Origin of the sequence: Dictyoglomus sp. NZ13-RE01, assembly GCA_002878375.1 — a bacterium.
In the GTDB taxonomy this organism is placed as follows: domain Bacteria; phylum Dictyoglomota; class Dictyoglomia; order Dictyoglomales; family Dictyoglomaceae; genus NZ13-RE01.
The window spans coordinates 267,103-285,843 of the sequence record NIRF01000001.1 but is presented as its reverse complement, the minus strand read 5'-3'; the positions used below and the strand labels follow the sequence as shown (position 1 = coordinate 285,843).

17 protein-coding genes and 2 pseudogenes are annotated in these 18,741 nt (G+C 31.7%); 11 read left to right on the top strand and 8 right to left on the bottom strand.

What is annotated here, in order from left to right; all coding sequences use genetic code 11:
- Nucleotides 1–8: 8 nt before the first annotated feature.
- Genes secD through recJ form a run of 3 tightly spaced genes read left to right on the top strand, consistent with a single transcriptional unit; the run spans nucleotide 9 to nucleotide 4,599 of the window.
- Nucleotides 9–1,208 (top strand): protein translocase subunit SecD, encoded by a 1,200-nt coding sequence (gene secD / locus CBR30_01450; GenBank protein ID PMQ02345.1) that lies wholly within the window; start codon nucleotides 9–11, stop codon nucleotides 1,206–1,208.
- A gap of 22 nt (nucleotides 1,209–1,230) precedes the next feature.
- The gene (gene secF / locus CBR30_01445) at nucleotides 1,231–2,103 is read left to right on the top strand and encodes a protein translocase subunit SecF (protein ID PMQ02344.1); all 873 of its coding nucleotides are present in this window, start codon (nucleotides 1,231–1,233) and stop codon (nucleotides 2,101–2,103) included.
- A complete protein-coding gene (gene recJ, locus CBR30_01440) occupies nucleotides 2,104–4,599 on the top strand; it encodes a single-stranded-DNA-specific exonuclease RecJ (GenBank protein ID PMQ02343.1) in 2,496 nt (831 codons plus the stop codon). It abuts the gene before it with no gap.
- Here recJ and CBR30_01435 read toward each other — a convergent pair.
- Entirely contained in the window at nucleotides 4,499–5,362 is an 864-nt protein-coding gene (locus CBR30_01435; GenBank protein PMQ02342.1) for a tRNA (adenine-N1)-methyltransferase, read from the bottom strand. The two genes, recJ and CBR30_01435, sit on opposite strands and share 101 nt — an antisense overlap.
- Complete coding sequence (locus CBR30_01430) at nucleotides 5,346–7,088, bottom strand: DNA polymerase III (protein PMQ02341.1); 1,743 nt, start codon at nucleotides 7,086–7,088, stop codon at nucleotides 5,346–5,348. Before CBR30_01430 ends, CBR30_01435 begins: the two co-directional genes overlap by 17 nt.
- Nucleotides 7,089–7,238: 150 nt before the next feature.
- Between CBR30_01430 and CBR30_01425 the strand changes: the two genes are divergently transcribed.
- Both CBR30_01425 and CBR30_01420 read left to right on the top strand, forming a co-directional pair.
- Entirely contained in the window at nucleotides 7,239–7,421 is a 183-nt protein-coding gene (locus tag CBR30_01425; protein ID PMQ02340.1) for a hypothetical protein, read from the top strand.
- Nucleotides 7,422–7,607: 186 nt separating this feature from the next.
- Nucleotides 7,608–8,837: pseudogene (locus CBR30_01420) on the top strand (histidine kinase).
- A 55-nt stretch (nucleotides 8,838–8,892) separates the two neighbouring features.
- On the opposite strand, the pseudogene CBR30_01415 reads toward CBR30_01420, so the two are convergent.
- Together CBR30_01415 and CBR30_01410 are read right to left on the bottom strand one after the other, a co-directional pair.
- Nucleotides 8,893–9,662 (bottom strand): annotated as a pseudogene (locus CBR30_01415) (alpha/beta hydrolase).
- A gap of 24 nt (nucleotides 9,663–9,686) precedes the next feature.
- Nucleotides 9,687–10,424: a hypothetical protein gene (locus CBR30_01410; GenBank protein ID PMQ02339.1), complete on the bottom strand. Its 738-nt coding sequence runs from the start codon at nucleotides 10,422–10,424 to the stop codon at nucleotides 9,687–9,689.
- Nucleotides 10,425–10,632: 208 nt separating this feature from the next.
- Here CBR30_01410 and CBR30_01405 point away from each other — a divergent pair, with 208 nt between their 5' ends.
- From CBR30_01405 to pyrF, 6 genes are read left to right on the top strand one after another with little or no spacing between them, the layout of a single operon-like run.
- Nucleotides 10,633–11,184: a bifunctional pyr operon transcriptional regulator/uracil phosphoribosyltransferase gene (locus CBR30_01405; GenBank protein ID PMQ02338.1), complete on the top strand. Its 552-nt coding sequence runs from the start codon at nucleotides 10,633–10,635 to the stop codon at nucleotides 11,182–11,184.
- A gap of 10 nt (nucleotides 11,185–11,194) precedes the next feature.
- Complete coding sequence (locus CBR30_01400) at nucleotides 11,195–12,139, top strand: aspartate carbamoyltransferase (protein ID PMQ02337.1); 945 nt, start codon at nucleotides 11,195–11,197, stop codon at nucleotides 12,137–12,139.
- Nucleotides 12,120–13,418 carry a dihydroorotase gene (locus tag CBR30_01395; protein ID PMQ02336.1) on the top strand — a complete coding sequence of 433 codons (1,299 nt, stop codon included), beginning with the start codon at nucleotides 12,120–12,122 and terminating at the stop codon, nucleotides 13,416–13,418. The genes CBR30_01400 and CBR30_01395 overlap by 20 nt, the downstream gene beginning before the upstream one ends.
- Nucleotides 13,411–14,157, top strand: a complete 747-nt coding sequence (locus tag CBR30_01390; GenBank protein ID PMQ02335.1) for a dihydroorotate dehydrogenase electron transfer subunit — start codon at nucleotides 13,411–13,413, stop codon at nucleotides 14,155–14,157. Before CBR30_01395 ends, CBR30_01390 begins: the two co-directional genes overlap by 8 nt.
- The gene (locus tag CBR30_01385; protein ID PMQ02334.1) at nucleotides 14,154–15,077 is read left to right on the top strand and encodes a dihydroorotate dehydrogenase B catalytic subunit; all 924 of its coding nucleotides are present in this window, start codon (nucleotides 14,154–14,156) and stop codon (nucleotides 15,075–15,077) included. The genes CBR30_01390 and CBR30_01385 overlap by 4 nt, the downstream gene beginning before the upstream one ends.
- Nucleotides 15,074–15,802: an orotidine-5'-phosphate decarboxylase gene (gene pyrF / locus CBR30_01380; protein ID PMQ02333.1), complete on the top strand. Its 729-nt coding sequence runs from the start codon at nucleotides 15,074–15,076 to the stop codon at nucleotides 15,800–15,802. The genes CBR30_01385 and pyrF overlap by 4 nt, the downstream gene beginning before the upstream one ends.
- On the opposite strand, the gene CBR30_01375 is transcribed toward pyrF, so the two are convergent.
- Genes CBR30_01375 through CBR30_01360 form a run of 4 tightly spaced genes read right to left on the bottom strand, consistent with a single transcriptional unit; the run spans nucleotide 15,762 to nucleotide 18,585 of the window.
- The gene (locus tag CBR30_01375) at nucleotides 15,762–15,980 is read right to left on the bottom strand and encodes a hypothetical protein (protein PMQ02332.1); all 219 of its coding nucleotides are present in this window, start codon (nucleotides 15,978–15,980) and stop codon (nucleotides 15,762–15,764) included. The genes pyrF and CBR30_01375 overlap by 41 nt on opposite strands.
- Nucleotides 15,968–17,938: a ferrous iron transport protein B gene (gene feoB, locus CBR30_01370; GenBank protein ID PMQ02331.1), complete on the bottom strand. Its 1,971-nt coding sequence runs from the start codon at nucleotides 17,936–17,938 to the stop codon at nucleotides 15,968–15,970. Before feoB ends, CBR30_01375 begins: the two co-directional genes overlap by 13 nt.
- Complete coding sequence (locus CBR30_01365; GenBank protein ID PMQ02330.1) at nucleotides 17,922–18,164, bottom strand: ferrous iron transport protein A; 243 nt, start codon at nucleotides 18,162–18,164, stop codon at nucleotides 17,922–17,924. The genes feoB and CBR30_01365 overlap by 17 nt, the downstream gene beginning before the upstream one ends.
- On the bottom strand, nucleotides 18,136–18,585 hold the full coding sequence (locus tag CBR30_01360; GenBank protein ID PMQ02329.1) for a transcriptional repressor: 450 nt from the start codon (nucleotides 18,583–18,585) through the stop codon (nucleotides 18,136–18,138). Before CBR30_01360 ends, CBR30_01365 begins: the two co-directional genes overlap by 29 nt.
- Nucleotides 18,586–18,741 lie beyond the last annotated feature (156 nt).

Here is an 18,741-nt window from a genome sequence, read left to right as displayed (position 1 = left end):
AAAAAATTATGAATATTCGATCAGAGTATAAAACTGCTTTTATTGTTATTGTTTCTGCTGTTGCTTTATGGATTCTTTTAACTTATCCATTTAGATTAGGACTTGATATAAAAGGTGGTATTAGAGTAACTTTGCAATGCCAAAAAGCACCTAATGTAGAAATAACAGATGATGCAGTTCGAAGAACCATTGAAGTAATTAGAAATAGAATCGACCAATTAGGTGTTACAGAACCATCTTTATATAGGGAGGGTGCGGATAGAATAGTTGTTGAATTGCCAGGAATAAAGGATCCAGAAAGAGCTTTAGAGATAATAGGTCAAACTGCATTGTTAGAATTTAAAGATGAACACGAAAAAACAATACTAACTGGATCCGCCTTGAAAGATGCAAGAGTTGAATTTGATCAGTTGGGTCAGCCTCAAGTAAGGGTTGAAATGACTCCTGAAGGCGCAAAAATCTTTGCCGATTTCACATCAAAAAATATAGGAAAGCCTGTAATTATTGTTCTTGATGGAAAAGTAATATCCAGTCCAATAATTAAAGATGCAATTACACAAGGTGTTGGAGTAATAACAGGAAAATTTACCTTGGATGAGGCACAAAAGTTAGCAATACTACTTAGAGCAGGAGCATTGCCAGTACCCGTAAAGGTTGTTGAAAATAGAACTATTGATCCAACATTGGGAAAAGATACAATGGAATCTGCTTATAAGGCAGGAATTATAGGCGGTATTCTTGTTATTTTGTTTATGTTAATTGTATTTAGACTTCTTGGTTTGGTAGCAGATATAGCTTTGATTTTATACGTTATATTGGATTTAGCTGCTTTAAAACTTATTGGAGCAACTTTAACATTACCAGGTATTGCAGGAATAATCTTGTCCATTGGTATGGCTGTAGATGCTAACTGTTTAATATTTGTTAGAATGAGAGAAGAGTTTGAAAAGAGAAAAACTCCAATGGCCTCTTTAGATGCAGGTTTTAGAAATGCACTCCGTGCTATCATAGATAGTAATGTTACAACTATTCTTGGTGCTTTAATACTATTCTACTTTGGTACAGGTCCAGTAAGGGGTTTTGCAGTGACTTTGTCCATTGGTGTTGCCCTTAGTATGTTCACAGCAATTACAGTTACAAGAACCCTATTAGAGAACCTACTACAATTGCCTTTCCTTAGAAAAGCAACAAAGCTTATTGGTTTTTAGTTTTAGAAGGGAGGATAAAGAAGTGAAAGAGATAAACTTTTTAGGCAAGAATGTTAGAAGGTTTTATTTTGCAGTTTCTCTAATATTTATAATAATCTGTATTGTTTCACTTTTTACAAAAGGGTTAAATTATAGTATAGATTTTCAAAGTGGAACATTAATCCATTATAAATTAGAAAATCCTCTAAATACAAAACAGATATCAGAGATAAGAAGAATTGTAAATAGTATGTTTGCAAAGTCAATGGTACAAACAGCCTCTGATTTAAAAGAAGTATGGATAAGAACAAAGCCCTTAAATGATGAAGAGTATAAAAAGCTTTCGTCCGAATTAGAAAAAATTCTTGGTAAATATACAGGGAAGGATTTAACAACCATAGAGCCTACAATAAGTAAAGAATTAACTGAAAAGGCTATTCTTGCTTCAGTTTTAGCAGTAATAGTAATGTTAGTCTATATTACACTGAGATTTAGATTTGATTATGCAATTTCTGCAATTGTAGGTGAAACCTTTGTAATTTTAGGTACCATTGGTCTTTTTTCAATTTTCCAGTGGGAGGTAAGTCCTTCCTTTATTGCAGCTTTATTAACATTACTTGGTTATGACATTAATGATGCCATTATTGTTTTTGACAGAATAAGAGAAAATATAAAGTTGTATCCTAAAGAGGATTTCGTGAAAGTAGCAAATAAGAGTATAAACCAGGTTTTAGTAAGAACTTTGTATACTGTTATTACTACTTTGCTTGCTATTACTCCTTTATTAATTATGGGTGGTGAGGTTTTAAGACCCTTTATTATTGCATTATATTTAGGTATCCTTTTAGGTACCTATTCCAACATATTTGTTGCATCAGGACTACTTACTGAATTTAGAGAAGTAAGAAAAGCTTAAATGTTCAAATGGGTTTTTTTGCCTGGAAATGAAAGGCAAGAAGAGGAGCTTATAAGAAATTTAAACATATCTCCTCTTCTTGCCCGTCTTCTTGTTAATCGTGATATTACCGATGTAGAATCTGCTCGTAAATTCCTTAACCCTTCTTTTCAAAATCTTCACGATCCTTTTAAATACTTTTCTGAACTTGAAAGAGCCATAGATTATCTTCTATATATTAGGGATAAGAAAAAAAAGATTCTCATATATGGAGATTATGATGCAGATGGTATAACATCTACAGCACTTCTATTGAAATTTCTTAGAAAATGGGGATGGGAAGCGGACTATTATATTCCTCATAGATTAGTTGAAGGTTATGGCTTAAAAAAAGAGACTCTTCAAAAATTAAACCTTTCTGAATATAGCTTACTTATTACGGTAGATTGTGGGATAAATAGTATAGAGGAGGTTAATTATCTTAGGAGAAATGGTTTAGAAGTTATTATTACTGATCATCATATTCCAATGCAAAATAATATTCCAGATGCACTAATAGTATTTAATCCTCATCTTAAGAATTATCCATTCCCATATCTTGCAGGAGTTGGCACTGTTTTTAAGTTTATACAAGCAATAGCAGAAAAATTAAATTATAACTTATTTAATGAAAAGGGAATATTCGAATTGGTTACTTTAGGTACTTTGGGAGATCAAGTAGAATTAAAGGATGAAAATAGAGTATTGGTTAAACATGGTCTAAAGGAGCTCATCAATACTAAAAATTTTGGAATTAAACATCTTATAAAAAAAGCAGGACTTAGTAATTATTCTTCATTCGATACAAAAGATGTTGTTTTTTATTTAGTTCCTCGGTTAAATGCTATTGGTAGACTTCGGGAAGTAAAAGAGGCGATAGATCTTATTCTTACAGAAGATGAAAATATAGCATTAGAGCTTGCAGAAATTTTAGATAGGGAAAATCGAGAAAGGCAGAGGATTAAAGATGAAGTTTATAATTCTGCAGAAGAATTAATTGAGGAATATTTTAGGAAAGAAAATGATAATGTGCCAATAATTATACTTTACAATGAAAATTGGCATAAAGGAGTTTTAGGATTAGTAGCTGCAGATTTGGCGGAGAAATATAATAGACCTGTATTATTGGGTAGAATTGAAGATGAATATGTGGTTGGATCAGGTAGAGGAGTGGAAGATGTAGATATATACAACTTTATCAAAAGCCTCTCCCACTACCTTAGTAGGTTTGGTGGACATAAATCTGCAGTTGGTTTTAGTATTGAAAAGAGTGAATGGGATAAATTTTATAAATCCGCTATTGAACTTGCCTGGAAGTTGTGGGGTGATTTGGATTTATCTCCAAAGATTAAAATTGATGCAAAACTTGATATTAAAGAGATTAATTCAAATTTGTTTTTAGATATTGAAAGATTATCTCCTTTTGGACCAGGAAACGAGGAGCCCTATTTTCTTATTCCTAATTCTACTGTTCAAGATCTGTATGAATATAAGCCAGGAAAAAGATTTAATGTAAGAGTAGTTGATGTTTCTGGCACTGTTTTGTCGGTAACGGGTTTTGGAACCACTGATAAGCTCCAGAACAATAAGAATGAATTTATGGATATGGTGGTTAGAATCCATAAAGGTAGTTTTGGCGGTGAAAAATTCTATAAATTTCACTTGGAAGATTTTAAGTTAGCGGATAAAGCAAAAATAAATATTCAACATTCAAAAAGAGAAAAAGGGCGATATCTGATTAATGTAGATAATGATATAGAAAAAAATTTGCTTATAGAAAAAATAAGGAAAATAAAGAAAGAGGTAATTATAGTAACTTCATCTTGGAACAAAGAATATTGGCAATTTAATGATTTAACTTTTATTTCTCCATGGAATTTAGAGAAAAATTTGGATTATTTAGAGAAAGCATCTTTAATAGTTTGGGAGGATGCAGAATTATTGCTATCAATAAATGATTTTGTGGATCTTTATGAAAAGTATGTAAAAAATTTAAAGTCTCATATATTTTTTATCACGTTAATAAACGATGAAAAAACTTTTTTAGATATATCTAAACTTTTAAACATCAGATTCATAAGATATTCTTCAAAGGCATCAAGACCATTTTTGGCTGATCTTAGATTTTCTAAAAATAGGATTAAGGAGGAAGAAACCTTTAAAAGAATAAATGCTTTATTTTATCCCACACAATACCCCTTTAAATATTACAACCATTTGGTTTTTCAAAGCCCTCCCTTGCTTTTATCAGAGTTAAGAAGATGGACAAAAATATCAAAACATTCTTATCTATTTTTTGGAAAGGATGAAATATTAGAGGCTTATAAAAGACTTCAGGAAAAGTTGAATACTCTCTTGAGGGAAGAGCAAGTATTTTTTAAAAAGAATGCTCTTGATTTTCTACTTCTTCTTCAGAGAGGTCGTCTCTCTGAAATTTATTCTCTTCTATTCTATTATGAAGCTTTCGAGCCAAAGTAATAAACGCTGTATGAGCAACCATTCTATGGAAAGGTCTAACTGATAAATCTTCTATTTGCCAAGGTCTCAATAAAGTTTCGAAAGTGTCAATTAGAACAAATTGTTTTGTTTCTTTTAGGGCTTCTACTGTTTTTTGGGCTTGTATGATTGTAGGAGTATATGCCAGAAAAATCCCACCTGGTCTGAGGGCTTTAACAGCGTGCGGAACAACTCGCCAAGGTTCAGGTAGATCTAATATTAACCTATCAAAGTCCTCTTCTTCTATTTCTTCATATATATTTTTCAGCTTTAGGACATGGTTTTTGGGCTCCAAAAGAAAGTTATGTATATTTTTCATGGCTCTATTTGCAAAATCCTCTCTAATTTCGTAAGAGACAACAAGTCCTTCTTCTCCGACTGCCTGGAGTAGTGCAATAGTAAGAGCACCAGATCCGATCCCTGCCTCTATTATCTTTGCACCTGGAAATATATCTGCCCATATAAGAATAATACCAATATCCTTAGGATAGATGATCTGTGCTCCACGAGGCATTTCTAAAATATAATCTGAAAAGGTTGGACGGAAAGCTATAATTCTTCCTCCATGAGAAGAGTAGATTACACTTCCTTCTTCCTTACCTATAATATCATTATGGGGAATGGACCCCTTATTATAGAAGAAGATTTTATCTTTTTCTAACTTTATTAAATGTTTTCTTTTTTCTTCCCAAAGAACTACTAAGTCTCCTTCTCTGAACTTTCCTCTATTATAAATTCTTTGCATTTAACTTTGCCCTTTTCAGTCTTTTTTGTACTTCTTCCCAAGGATAGGTGTTTAATATATCTTCTTTCTTGAGCCAGGCTCTTCTCGCTACAAAAATTCCATACCTGATTAGTGAGAAGCTACGAATATCATGGGCGTCCGTACCAATAGAAAGAAGTATACCATATTTTTCTTTTGCTCTTCTTGCATCTAAGTCGCATAAATCCAATCTGTCTGGCTGAGCATTTATTTCCAAAATAGTTCCAGTTTCTTTTGCAGCTTCTAATATGGCATCTAAGTCTACCTCATAAGCAGGTCTCTTATTTATCAATCTTCCTGTTGGATGACTTATGATATCTACATAAGGATTTTTTATAGCGGATATTAATCGCTCTGTAATTTTTTCTTTTGATTGTTTAAACCCAGAATGAAGTCCTGCTATTACTATGTCGAATTTTTCCAAAACTTCATTTGGAAGATCTAAGTTACCATCACTTAGTATATTTGCCTCAATGCCATGTATTATTCTAAAATCTTTAAATTTTTTATTCAGTTCATAAATTTCCCTTCTTTGCTTTTCTATTTGTTCGGGAGTCAATCCTCCTGCTACTCCTAATGCCTGACTATGATCAGATATTACTAAGTACTTATAGCCAAGTTTATATGCATAATTTGCCATCTCCTCTATAGTATTCATGCCATCACTCCAATTAGTATGAGAATGCATTTCTCCCACTATATCCTTTTCTTCTATTAATATAGGTATCTTATTTTGCATAGCTAACTCAATTTCACCTTGGTCCTCTCTAAGTTCAGGGGGTATATATTGTAGACCGAGCACTTCATATATCTCTTCCTCTTTTTCTCCTGCTATTTTTTTATTATCAGATAATCTAAATACTCCGTACTCGTTAATTTTTAATCCCTTTTTAAGGGCGAGTTCTCTTAATTTTATATTGTGATTTTTTGAGCCTGTAAAATATTGTAACGCAGCACCAAAGGATTCATCCTCAACAACCCTAAAGTCTACTTGGATTCCAGGCTCTACTATAATGCTGGTTTTTGTTGTGCCTGCAGCAAGAATATTTTTTAAAATAGGTAGCTTCAATAGTTGTTCATTTACTCTTTCCATGTCCTTTGTTGTAATCAAGATATCAATATCACCGATAGTCTCTTTTCTTCTTCTAATACTACCTGCTGGAGTAATATTGGTTATATATGGGTTGTTGGATAAATAGGATATAATTTCTTCGACGATTGGTAGAGCAATACCCAAAGGTATCCTTTCACTGCTTTGTCTAAATTGTTTTATCCCTTCTAAAATGTTTTGTTCTACCTTTTCACCTAATCTTGGTAACAATCTAATTCTACCTTCTTTTGCTGCTTTCTCTAAGCTATCTATATCCTTTATGCCTAATTCTTTATATAATCTGTAAGCTAATTTTGGACCTATTCCAGGTATTTTCTCTAACTCCAAAACCTCAGGAGGTATTTCTTTTTTTAGTTCTTCTAAATATGAAATCTTACCAGTTTCCAAATATTCAGCTATTTTTTGTCCAATACTTTCTCCTACACCTTTAATCTTATTTAATTTTCCCAATTTGTATAACTTTTCTATATCCTCCTGCAAATTTTCAATTCTCATTGCAGCCTCTGTATATGCTGCTACTTTATATTTGTTTTCTCCTTTTATTTCTAATAAGGCTGCAATTTCATATAATGCTTTTGCAACCTCACTATTTTTCATTTACATCACATCCTTTTAAACTCATGTGATAATGTAATTTTTAAGATAATTTTATCATAATTTATTTTGAATTTATACTCTTGATTTCCTACTAATTTAGTATAAAATATTATTGTATAGAAAATTTGCTGAGAAGATGAGGTTGTAAAAATGAAGAAGTTTATAATACCTGTAAGTGGTATGACATGTGCAAGTTGTGCATTGAGGATTGAGGAAAGTTTAAAGGATTTACCAAGCTTAGAGAGTGTTACTGTTAATTTTCCTTTGGAAAGGGTAGAAATTCAGGCGGATCATATAAATTTAAAGGAAATTAAAGAGAAAATTGAAGTATAGGTTACGATATTGTTTCTAAGAAAACGTCCCTTTGCAGGTGGCGTGCTATTTCCATTCTTCCATATACTATTAAATCCAATGATAGCTGGTATATCTATGGCTTTCAGTTCAGTTTTTGTAGTAACTAATTCTTTAAGGTTAAGGAAATTTTCTCCACCAATATAAAAATAAAAAGGAGGTTTTAAAATGAGTGAGATTTTTGGGATGAGAATGAGCAAAAAGGAAATGTTGAAGACATTAATTAAAAAGATCCACGAAGGAGAGGATCCTGAGGTATTAAAAAAACAATTTAAGGAGATATTTGGAAGTGTATCCTCTACTGAGATTGCAGAGATTGAGCAAGAACTTATAAAAGAGGGGATGCCAAGAGAAGAAGTTATGAGATTATGTGAAGTCCATTTTATCTGTTTTTCAAGAGGCGTTAGAAAAGGAGAACAAGAAAGCAGAAAAGGGGCATCCAATCTCTATTCTTATGGAAGAGCATAGAATTTTATTAGATTATACAGATAAACTAATAAGTCTTACAAATAGCTTGAGATCATATGACAGTTTTGAATCTTGTGAAAATATAATGACGGAGATAAAAGATATTGTAAAGCACTTCAAGGAATCTGAAAAACATTATTTGAGAGAAGAAAATGTTTTATTCCCTTATATTGAAAAGCATGGCATAACTGAACCACCTGCAATTATGTGGATGGATCATGATAAGATTAGGGCTATAAAAAAGATATATATGAGCTTTTAGACACTTATAAAAATTTAAAATTTGATGAGTTTATAATAAAATTATCCCTTCTCTCTTCAAATTTATCAGAGATGTTAGCCAGCCATTTTTATAAAGAGAATAATGTTTTATTTCCTATGAGTAAACAAGTAATATCAGAAGAGGAGTGAAAGGATATAAGATTGCAATTTGACGAAATTGGATATTGTTGCTTTACTCCTGAAGATGTTTTGGTTTCCTTTGGAGAGCAGATTAAAAAGGAAGAGCCTAAAGTTGGGGAGGGTGTAATTAATCTACCATCAGGAAGCTTTACTTTAAAAGAATTAGAGGCAGTATTGAATACTCTTCCCGTTGATATTACTTTTGTTGGAAAAGATGATGAGGTAAAATATTTTAGTGAAACAAAAGATAGAATTTTTGTTAGAACAAGAGCAGTCATTGAGAGAAAAGTACAACAATGTCATCCCCAAAAAAGTGTTCATATAGTTGAGAAAATATTAAATGAATTCAAAAAGGGTACAAAAGATTCTGCTGAATTTTGGATAAATTTGGAGGGGAGACTAATATATATAAGATATTTTGCTGTAAGGGATAAGGAAGGAAACTACTTGGGAACTTTGGAAGTTACTCAAGATATAACTGATATTAAAAAGATAGAGGGAGAAAAAAGGTTATTAGATTGGCAATAATTTGAAAAAGATCCTGAAAAATATATAAAAAGTAGGGGGTAGCTCCCCCTACTTTTTATAAAGTATTTTTAAACCATTCAACAGTTTTATTTATTACTTGGGTTTCCCATTCAATGGAGTTAAATGTGTGATCTGCTTGCTCAATAATTTCTAATTTAACTTTGTGTGTATCTTTGAGACCATTGAAATAATCATAGGCATGTTGTATAGGTACTACAAAATCACCAGAGCCATGAATTATTAAAACAGGTAGGGGTCTTCTCTTAATTTCCTCTAATGGCTTTTTAGTAGCTATTTCTGCTAAAAATTTTTTCCGACTGGATTTCCGCCTAAGTCTAAGAAATCTCCATAATCCTTAATTTTTCCCATTTCTTCTGGACTTCTATTGAAAAATATATCAAAATGGCAAACAGCAGACCACAAGACACAAGATTTAATGTGGTTGTTTCTTCCAGAAACCATACTTGCAACAGCCCCACCCATGGACAATCCTAATATTCCAATTTTTTCTTTATCTACAAATTCATTGTTCAATAAATAATCAATTGCCACCATGGCATCAGATATTTCTCCTTCTAAAGTCATATCCTTGAATGAACCTTCGCTATCTCCTGATCCTCTAAAATCAATTCGAAGAGCTCCTATTCCTGCGTTTGTCAAAGCTTCTGCAGTTTTGACAAAAATTCTGTGGGGTTCTATTTTTGTACCAGTGAATCCATGACAAAGTAAAACAAAAGGTGTAGGTGTTTTTTCAGGAATGTGAATAACTCCAAATATTTTTTCTCCATTATTGATTAAGACTACTGGTTCCCTTTTTTCTTTCATAAGCCCTTACCTCCTTAATTTTTATTAATAGTTAGTTAAATACCATAAGATAGGTATAAAGGATAATTCATATATTAACGAGGTATTAGTAAGATTCTCTAAAGGATTAAGCCATATTGAACTCATAGAGAATATCATATCCGCTAAACCATATAATAAAGAGAATAAGAAAATTGCAAAGAAAAGGTAATAAGATGAATCTCTTTTTAAAGATTGAATATAAGAGATGGATAGGAATATTAATAGAAAATCGGTGATAGCGTAGTATATCCACACTATTTTTTCAATTATTGAAAAGTAAGAGCTGTAAGCTATCAATGGATAAGCTATTCCTAATAAAAGAACAATAAAAGCTAATAATCCAAGAATAATGAATGGTTTTTGAATGTTGAAACTTCTTTCTTTGAAAAAATGCAAGTAGAGAAGAAAAATTGGTATAGGAAATAGAATATAAAATACATCCTCAAGACCTACAAACTTAATGGGAATATTGGTAAAGATTTTGTAAAAAATCACAAAATCACCAATGGTCCAAAGTAAAAAAGAAATAAAAAGAAATTTAATATAATCTTTTATTTGAGGAGTTTTAAATATTTTGTAAAAACTTAATAAAACTAAAATTATATCAAATATTAAAGCATAGGAGCTTACTATTAATTCTTTATTACTACTAAAGGGAAAAAGGTTAATAAATATTGTGAGTAGTATTATAACGATAAAATTTATGTTAAATTTAACATTTTCCATCTCTTTTTTAATCATGACTTTATTATAATACTATAAAGAAAAATGGTAAAGATTAAATTGACACTTTTAAATTTTCCCCTTATAATAAACCGACCTTTAAATTAGCCCAGTGAGGCTAAAAAGGGAGGAAAATTGAAAAATAATTTATGTTTCTTAAAAAATAAGCAGGCAGTATCCCAGAAAAGGGATGTTGCCTGCTTTTATTTTTTTAAAGGAGGGACCTATGATTTATCAAGAAAAGGCAAAAATCTTAGATAAAGAAGGTATTAGAAGGGCATTAAGGAGGATAGCCCATGAAATTGTAGAGAGAAATAAAGGTATTGAGAATATTGTTCTGATAGGAATTAGAAAGAGAGGAGTTCCATTAGCTTTAAGATTACAAAAATATTTGAAGGAAATCGAAAACATTGAACCACCAGTTGGTATGCTCGACATTACGCTTTATAGAGATGATATAGGGATTAGATTGGAGCAACCAATAGTAGGAAAAACAGAAATAAATTTCCCCATTGATGGGAAAGATGTAATCCTAATTGATGATGTACTTTATACTGGAAGAACAGTGAGATCCGCATTGGATGCTCTTATGGATATTGGAAGACCAAAAACAGTGCAATTAGCAGTATTAATAGATAGGGGGCATAGGGAACTTCCTATCAGAGCGGACTATGTAGGAAGAAATGTACCCACCTCTCGTAAAGAACTGATTGAAGTAAGGTTAGAAGAAACAGATGGCGTTGATGAGGTTGTAATTTTAGATTTAAAAGAGGAATGAGGTGATATTTATGAGATGGAATCATAAACATCTTCTTGGAATTGAACAGTTAAGTAAAGATGATATTTTGTTAATTATCGAGACTGCTAATTCTATGAAAGAAATTCTTAAAAGAACTATAAAGAAAGTGCCTACTCTAAGAGGAAGAACAATATGTACATTATTCTATGAGCCAAGTACACGAACGAGATCTTCTTTTGAACTTGCTGCAAAATATTTAAGTGCTGATACCATAAGTATATCAGTATCAGTAAGTAGTGTGCAAAAGGGAGAAACTTTATTAGATACAGTAAAGACTTTGGAAGCTATGGGAATTGATGCTTTCATAATAAGACATAGTTCTTCTGGGGTTTGTAATTTTATTGCTCAAAATGTGTCGTGCTCTGTGATAAATGCTGGCGATGGTATGCATGAACATCCAACTCAAGCCCTTCTTGATGTGTTTACGGTTTTCGAAAAGAAAAAGAAAATAAGCGATTTAAAAGTTGCTATTGTTGGAGATATAATGCATAGTAGAGTGGCAAGATCAAATATATATGCTTGGAAGACCCTTGGAAATGAGGTAGTAGTTTGTGGACCAAGCACATTAATACCTCCAGGAATTGAGGATTTAGGCGTTCAAGTTACCTATGATGTAGACTCCGCTATAAAATCTGCAGACATCATATATGTTTTAAGGCTGCAGCTTGAAAGACAAAAGAAGGGATTATTTCCTACTCTCAGAGAGTATAATATGCTTTTTGGCATTACCGAAGAAAGAGTTAAAAAAGCTAAGAAGGATGTTCTAATTATGCATCCCGGTCCTATGAATAGAGGAGTAGAGATAACATCTGAAGTGGCTGATAGTAAATATTCAGTTATAAATGAACAGGTTACAAATGGTGTTGCAATAAGAATGGCAATTCTTTACCTCATATTGGGAGGAGGTAAATTGGATGAGACTTTTAATTCATGATGTACTTCTTATTCATCCAGAAAAAGACTTTCAGGAAAAGAAAGATATCTTAATTGAGGATGGAATTATAAGAGAGATTGATGAATATATTAGAGTTTCAGATGCAGAAGAGATTAATGGGGAAGGGAAGATTATTGTACCAAGCTTAATAGATACCCATGTTCATTTTAGGGAGCCTGGATATGAATGGAAGGAGAATATGCTTACTGGAAGTATGGCAGGAGCAGCTGGCGGATTTACAGGAGTTTTATGTATGCCAAATACAGACCCTTCAATTGATAATAGTGCCATGGTCAATTATGTTAGAAGGAGAGCGGAGGAGATTAACATCATAAAGATATATCCTATGGGAGCAATTACAAAGGGAAGAGAAGGAAAGGAATTGACAGAACTTGGAGATATGTATCGTGCTGGTGCAAAAGCCTTCTCTGATGATGGAAATTGTGTAATGAATAGTGAGTTATTGAGATGTGCTTTAGAATACTCAAAAATGTTTGATGTTCCAATTGTTGAACACTGTGAAGATGTAAATTTATCGAGCGAAGGTTCTATTAATTGGGGTAAAACAGCTACAATCTTAGGACTCAAAGGAATTCCTTGGGTTGCAGAGTCAAGTATTGTAATAAGGGATATATTTTTGTCTCAATTAACAGGTGGGAAAATACATATTGCCCATGTTTCTACATGGCAAAGTATAGAAATGATAAAATGGGGTAAAAAGAATAATATAAAGGTTACATGTGAAGTAACTCCTCATCATTTAACTTTAACGGAAGATTACATAATTAAGACGAATTATGATCCAGATACAAAGGTTAATCCTCCTTTAAGAACAAAGGAGGATGTTGATAGTCTTTGGAAAGCTTTGGATGAAGATATTATAGATGTAATTGCATCTGATCATGCACCGCATCATAGAGATGATAAAGAAAAGGAATATAACTTAGCAGAATTTGGAATTTCCGGAATAGAGACGGTTATACCTCTCATTATAACATACGGTTATTATGAGAGAAAAATTCCACTCTTAAAATTATTTAAAAAATTGTCTTATAATCCTGCAAAGATTTTTAATATTCCTTATACACCTTTAGCTAAAGGACTAAAGGCAAACCTTACTATGATCGACCTTAATTTAGAAAAGAAGGTTAACCCTGACGAATTTTTCTCTCTTGGTAAAAACACTCCTTTTAAAGGATGGAGTTTAAAAGGGTGGCCAGTCTTAACCATAGTAGATGGGAAGATTGTATATAAAGAGGGTAGGATAGTAAATGTATAGAGATTGTGAGATCTTAGAAAATAAAAATTTATTCAAAGATATATATCTTTTAAAGATTAAAAATAATTTTGATTTTCAAATATATCCCGGACAGTTTGCTATGATAAGAATAAATAATAGTTTAGACCCATTACTTTCAAGACCCTTTAGTTTTTATAATGCTTCAGAAGATTCCTTGGAATTTTTGTATCAAATAAAAGGAAGAGGTACAAGTTTACTTTCAGAAAGAAAAAGAGGAGAAAAACTAAAAGTATTGGCTCCTTTGGGAAGAGGTTTTCCATACCCTGAGGTTTCTAAAAAAATCGCAATAATAGGAGGTGGTATAGGAATTGCTCCATTAAACTTTTTGCTGTTAGAACTGAATAGAGGGGGAATAAAGCCTGATATTTATTTGGGATTTTCAACTTATGTACCTAATATTATTCTTTCTAATTTCATTGATAATTCACATAGCTTGGTAATTACCACTGAGGATGGAAGTTTAGGTAATAGAGGAATAATTACAGATTATATAGAGGATTTAGATAGGTATGATCTCATTTACGCCTGTGGTCCCATATTAATGTTGAAAAAAATATGGGAAATGATAGAGGACAAAGGAAAATTATATTTGTCTTTGGAGGAGAGAATGGGTTGTGGGATTGGGATATGCCTAAGCTGTTATATAGGGGGAAAGGATAAAAATATGCATATATGTAAGGATGGTCCAGTTTTATCAGGAGCTGAGGTAATACTATGAATAATAGATTGGAAGTTAAGATTGGAGATCTTACTTTTAAAAATCCTATATTATTAGCATCAGGAACTATTGGTTTTGGAGAAGAGATATCAAAATTTTATGATTTAAGTATTTTAGGAGGAATAGTTACAAAGAGTATAACCTTAAAACCCCGAAAAGGTAACCCTCCTCCAAGAATATGGGAAGCTTATTCTGGTATATTAAATTCTATAGGTTTAGAAAATCCAGGAATAGAAGCATTTCTATGTGAAGAAATAGAAAAACTTCAAAGGATAGATACTAATATAATTGTTTCAATTGCAGGAGAGAGTGAGAGTGAATATCTGGATCTCATTAAGAGTTTAAATGATACAAAGGTATCTGCTATAGAATTAAATGTTTCCTGTCCTAATGTAGATAAAGGTGGAATGCATTTTGGGGTTGATAAGGATTCTCTAATAAGTTTGGTAAAAAAGGTATTGAAGATTTCAAAAAAGCCGGTGTGGGTGAAACTTTCCCCTGAAGCAAAAGATATAGTCGATATAGTTTTAGGGCTAAAAAATGTTGGAGTAAATGTTGTAGTCCTATTTAATACTTTCTTAGGAATGGCTATTGATTGGAAGAATAGGAAACCTGCTTTTAAGAGAATTTTTGCTGGATACTCAGGTCCTGCAGTGAAACCTTTAGTTCTTAGATATGTATGGGAAGTTTATGAGAAAACAGGTATTACTATTATAGGATGCGGTGGAATTATAAATTATACTGATGTTTTAGAATATATTCTTGCTGGTGCATCATTAGTAGAGGTTGGAACAGCTAATTTTATAAATCCTATGATTGGAAAAGAGTTAGTAGAAGATCTGTATAGGAATATAGAAGATGAGAGTATTCAAGATTTAATAGGTTTTGCTCATAAAAGAAAGGAGGATAATATCCTATGAAGGATCCTATTATTGTTGCCTTAGATTTTCCTACCGAGTCTGAAGCTCTTCATATGGTTGAGACTTTGCTCCCTTATGTGAAGAATTTTAAGGTTGGGTTAGAGTTATTCTCTTCCGCTGGTCCTAAGATTGTGACAAAGATTAAGGAGTTAGGAGGGGAAGTTTTTATAGACCTAAAGTTATTTGACATACCAAATACAGTAGTTAGAACCATAGAAAAGTTATTAGAATTGAACCCAATGATGTTAACACTTCATATTTTAGGTGGAGAGGAAATGCTTAAAAAATCTGTGGAGGTGGTAGAGAGATTTAAAAATGAGAATCATACAGATACTCCTTATTTATTAGGGATTACTGTTTTAACAAGTTTTTCTGAAGAAACATTAAGAAGAAGTTGGGGAATTTCTCGTTCATTACCTGAACAAGTTTTATTCTTAGCCCAGTTAGCACAGGAAACAGGTTTAGATGGTGTTGTAGCATCCCCTTGGGAGATTGAATTAATAAGAAATAACATTAAAAAAAGACTCATAATTGTTACACCTGGAATAAGACTTGAGAAGAATTTAAAAGATGATCAGAAAAGGGTTATGACACCAAGAGAGGCAATGGAAAAAGGATCAGATTTCTTAGTAATTGGTAGACCTATAACTAAGAGTGATAATCCTGCACAAGTTATTAAGAATATTAGAGATCAGATTTCAGACATCCTTGAGAGCAGGATTTAAAATATGGACAACTTTTACACTTGTTTTCTTCTTTACTAATAAAAAATCCTAAATCCTTTAGTTGGATGATAATAAGTTCCATCTCTTCATCAGAGAGATGGAACTTTGTTTTTATCTCATTTATTGAAACAATTTTATTTTTTCTAATGAAATCCAAAACATTTTTTAACTCTTCCATAATAATCCTCCAATAATGTATACAATGAAGGAAAGAATGTAGGCATACACTAAAGAGTAGAACACACTAAAGGCGGTCCACTTCTTAGAATGGGTTTCTTTATAGATTGTTGCTAAAGTTGCTAAACAAGGTATATATAAAAGTTGCATAACTAAAAAGGCATATATGGTTGTAGGAGTAAATTGAGTTTTTAAAGCCTGTGTTAAATCAAGACCGGCTTTCTGATATATGGTAGAGAGGGTAGAAAGGCTTGACTCTTTTGCAACAAACCCAGTTATTAAAGCAATAACTAATTGCCAGTTAAATCCCATAGTCTTGAATATCGGTAAAATTATTTTTCCTAATTGAGATAAGAATGAATCTTCCAAATTAGAGGAGGGATAATTGGATAAAATCCAAATGATGCCAGAGAGTAAAACTATAACTGTACCTGCTCTTCTAAGAAAGGACTTTAAATTTTCCCAAATATAAAGTAATACTACTTTCATGTTTGGCAATTTATATAGCGGTAATTCCATAATTAGGGGATTAAATGAAGTCTTAATGATGAATTTGCCAATTATTTTGCTATTAATGAATACTGAAAATAAACTAATTAAATATAGAGAAATTAAAACTAAAGCGGAATACTTTGGAAAAAAGATACTAATAAAAAAGGCTGAAACAATAATTCTTGGTAGGCAAGGGATAAATGAACTTACTAAGATTAGAAGAGTTCTATCTTTTTCATCCTCTATTGTTCTCGTTCCCATGATACCAACTACATTGCATCCAGAGCTTAAAATGAGTGGAATGAAACTTTTTCCATGTAGTCCGAGAGTGTGCATAAGTCTATCCGTTACAAAAGCAATTCTTGCTAAATACCCTGTATCTTCTAATAATGCTAAAAAGAAGAGAAATATTACTAATAGTGGAATGAAATTAAATAATATAGAGACACCAGACCAAATTCCATCAAAAGTAAAGTTATTTAGGAAATTGGGAAGAAAATTGAAGGTATTTTGCAAAAGAAGTTTAAAGTAATCCAAGATTTTTGACCATGGTTCTATGAATATTCCACTTATGAAGTATGTAAAGTAAAATATGGAGAATAATACAAATAATGCTATAAAAAATCCTAAAATTGGATGAGTAAATACTGTATCCAACTTATCCGTTAGGGTTATAACTTGAGTTTTTGGCTTTTCCAGTACATCTTTTAATAAATCCTTAATCCATTTATACCTATAGCTTGCAATTAATACTGGTAAATCTTCTCTCTTTCCAATAATTTTCTGTATAATTGTGAAATCATAATTTTTCTTAACGTATTCTATAAATTCTTGATCGTTTTCTAAGATCTTAATTGCTAACCAGCGAACTGGTATACTACATTCTTTTGATGACAATATATTCTCTAACTCACTTATCAAAGGCTCTAAATCTTGATAATTTGGTAATGTTAGATTGAGTTGAATTTTGTTTTCAAATAGATTAATTATATTATTTACAAGTTCTTTGATACCTTCACCTTTGCTGGCAATCATAGGAACTACAGGTATCCCTAATTTCTTACTTAGTCTCTCAAAATTAAGCTTGTACTTCTTCTCCTTAAGGAGATCAATCATATTAATTGCTAAGATGATTTTAGGATGTAATTCCAAAAGTTGAGAAAGAAGATATAAATTTCTTTCTAAAGCAGTTGCGTCCGCTATAACTACAACAATGTCTGGCTTTTCATTTATGATGAAATCTCTTGCTATTTGTTCTTCTAAAGAATGATAGCTTAAGCTATAAGTTCCTGGAAGGTCAATAATTTCAATAATATAATTATTAGTCTCATATATTCCTTCCTTTTTCTCAACGGTTTTACCTGGCCAGTTACCCACATGTTGTCTAAGACCTGTTAGAAGATTAAAAACTGTACTTTTTCCTACATTTGGATTTCCAGCTAATGCAACCCTAATTTTCTTTTTCATTCGTTTCAACCTCCACAAGAATCGACTCTGCAATACCACGTCCAAGGGCTAAATTAGTATCTTTTACCTTAACAATCACTGGTCCTATACTCTTTTGCAATAAAACTACTTCTTCCCCTGGGATTAATCCCATCTCTGCCAATCTTAATATTTTTCCTCTTCCACCTTTAATTAAAAGGATTTTACCCTTTTCTCCTTTATTCATTTGATACAATGTTTTTACCATTGCTTTCACCTCTCTTTCTACATTCACTACATATGCCATAAACTTGGATTCTATAGGATTTAATTTCAAAATCTTCCCTATAAAGTTTTTCTTCTAATTCTTTTATCCATTCTTTTTCATCCTCAAAAACTTTTCCACAAATTAGGCATTGATAATGCAAATGAAGAGATAAATTGCTTTCGTAATGGATATGTCTCTCTTCAAAAGAGATTGCTCTTATTAATCCAAGTTTTTCTAAAAGTTTGCAGGTTCTGTAAACTGAAGTATAGGAAATGTTGCTATATTTTTCAGATAGATATTTGTAAATGTCATTTATAGAATAATGTCCGGTTTTATGCTCTTCAAAAAATTGTAAAACAAGCATTCTTTGTTTACTCAATCTAAAACCAAAGTTTTTTAGACTTTCTCTTAATTCCTTCATAGGCTCTCCTTATTGCAAATTTTTTTTTCATTAATTATTTTAAGATAATTGCAAATCTTTTGCAATAACATAGTGAATTAGTAAAGTTTATTTTTAAAAGGATTTTTAAAAAAATTGTAATATTTTATGGTAAAATTGACATGGAGAAATAATGAA

Coding starts and splice junctions, on each gene's coding strand:
- secD (PMQ02345.1), top strand. CDS start 9: ATGAATATTCGATCAGAGTATAAAACTGCTTTTATTGTTATTGTTTCT.
- recJ (PMQ02343.1), top strand. CDS start 2,104: ATGTTCAAATGGGTTTTTTTGCCTGGAAATGAAAGGCAAGAAGAGGAG.
- CBR30_01435 (PMQ02342.1), bottom strand. CDS start 5,362: ATGCAAAGAATTTATAATAGAGGAAAGTTCAGAGAAGGAGACTTAGTA.
- CBR30_01430 (PMQ02341.1), bottom strand. CDS start 7,088: ATGAAAAATAGTGAGGTTGCAAAAGCATTATATGAAATTGCAGCCTTA.
- CBR30_01425 (PMQ02340.1), top strand. CDS start 7,239: ATGAAGAAGTTTATAATACCTGTAAGTGGTATGACATGTGCAAGTTGT.
- CBR30_01410 (PMQ02339.1), bottom strand. CDS start 10,424: ATGATTAAAAAAGAGATGGAAAATGTTAAATTTAACATAAATTTTATC.
- CBR30_01405 (PMQ02338.1), top strand. CDS start 10,633: ATGATTTATCAAGAAAAGGCAAAAATCTTAGATAAAGAAGGTATTAGA.
- CBR30_01400 (PMQ02337.1), top strand. CDS start 11,195: ATGAGATGGAATCATAAACATCTTCTTGGAATTGAACAGTTAAGTAAA.
- CBR30_01395 (PMQ02336.1), top strand. CDS start 12,120: ATGAGACTTTTAATTCATGATGTACTTCTTATTCATCCAGAAAAAGAC.
- CBR30_01390 (PMQ02335.1), top strand. CDS start 13,411: ATGTATAGAGATTGTGAGATCTTAGAAAATAAAAATTTATTCAAAGAT.
- CBR30_01385 (PMQ02334.1), top strand. CDS start 14,154: ATGAATAATAGATTGGAAGTTAAGATTGGAGATCTTACTTTTAAAAAT.
- pyrF (PMQ02333.1), top strand. CDS start 15,074: ATGAAGGATCCTATTATTGTTGCCTTAGATTTTCCTACCGAGTCTGAA.
- CBR30_01375 (PMQ02332.1), bottom strand. CDS start 15,980: ATGGAAGAGTTAAAAAATGTTTTGGATTTCATTAGAAAAAATAAAATT.
- feoB (PMQ02331.1), bottom strand. CDS start 17,938: ATGAAAAAGAAAATTAGGGTTGCATTAGCTGGAAATCCAAATGTAGGA.
- CBR30_01365 (PMQ02330.1), bottom strand. CDS start 18,164: ATGGTAAAAACATTGTATCAAATGAATAAAGGAGAAAAGGGTAAAATC.
- CBR30_01360 (PMQ02329.1), bottom strand. CDS start 18,585: ATGAAGGAATTAAGAGAAAGTCTAAAAAACTTTGGTTTTAGATTGAGT.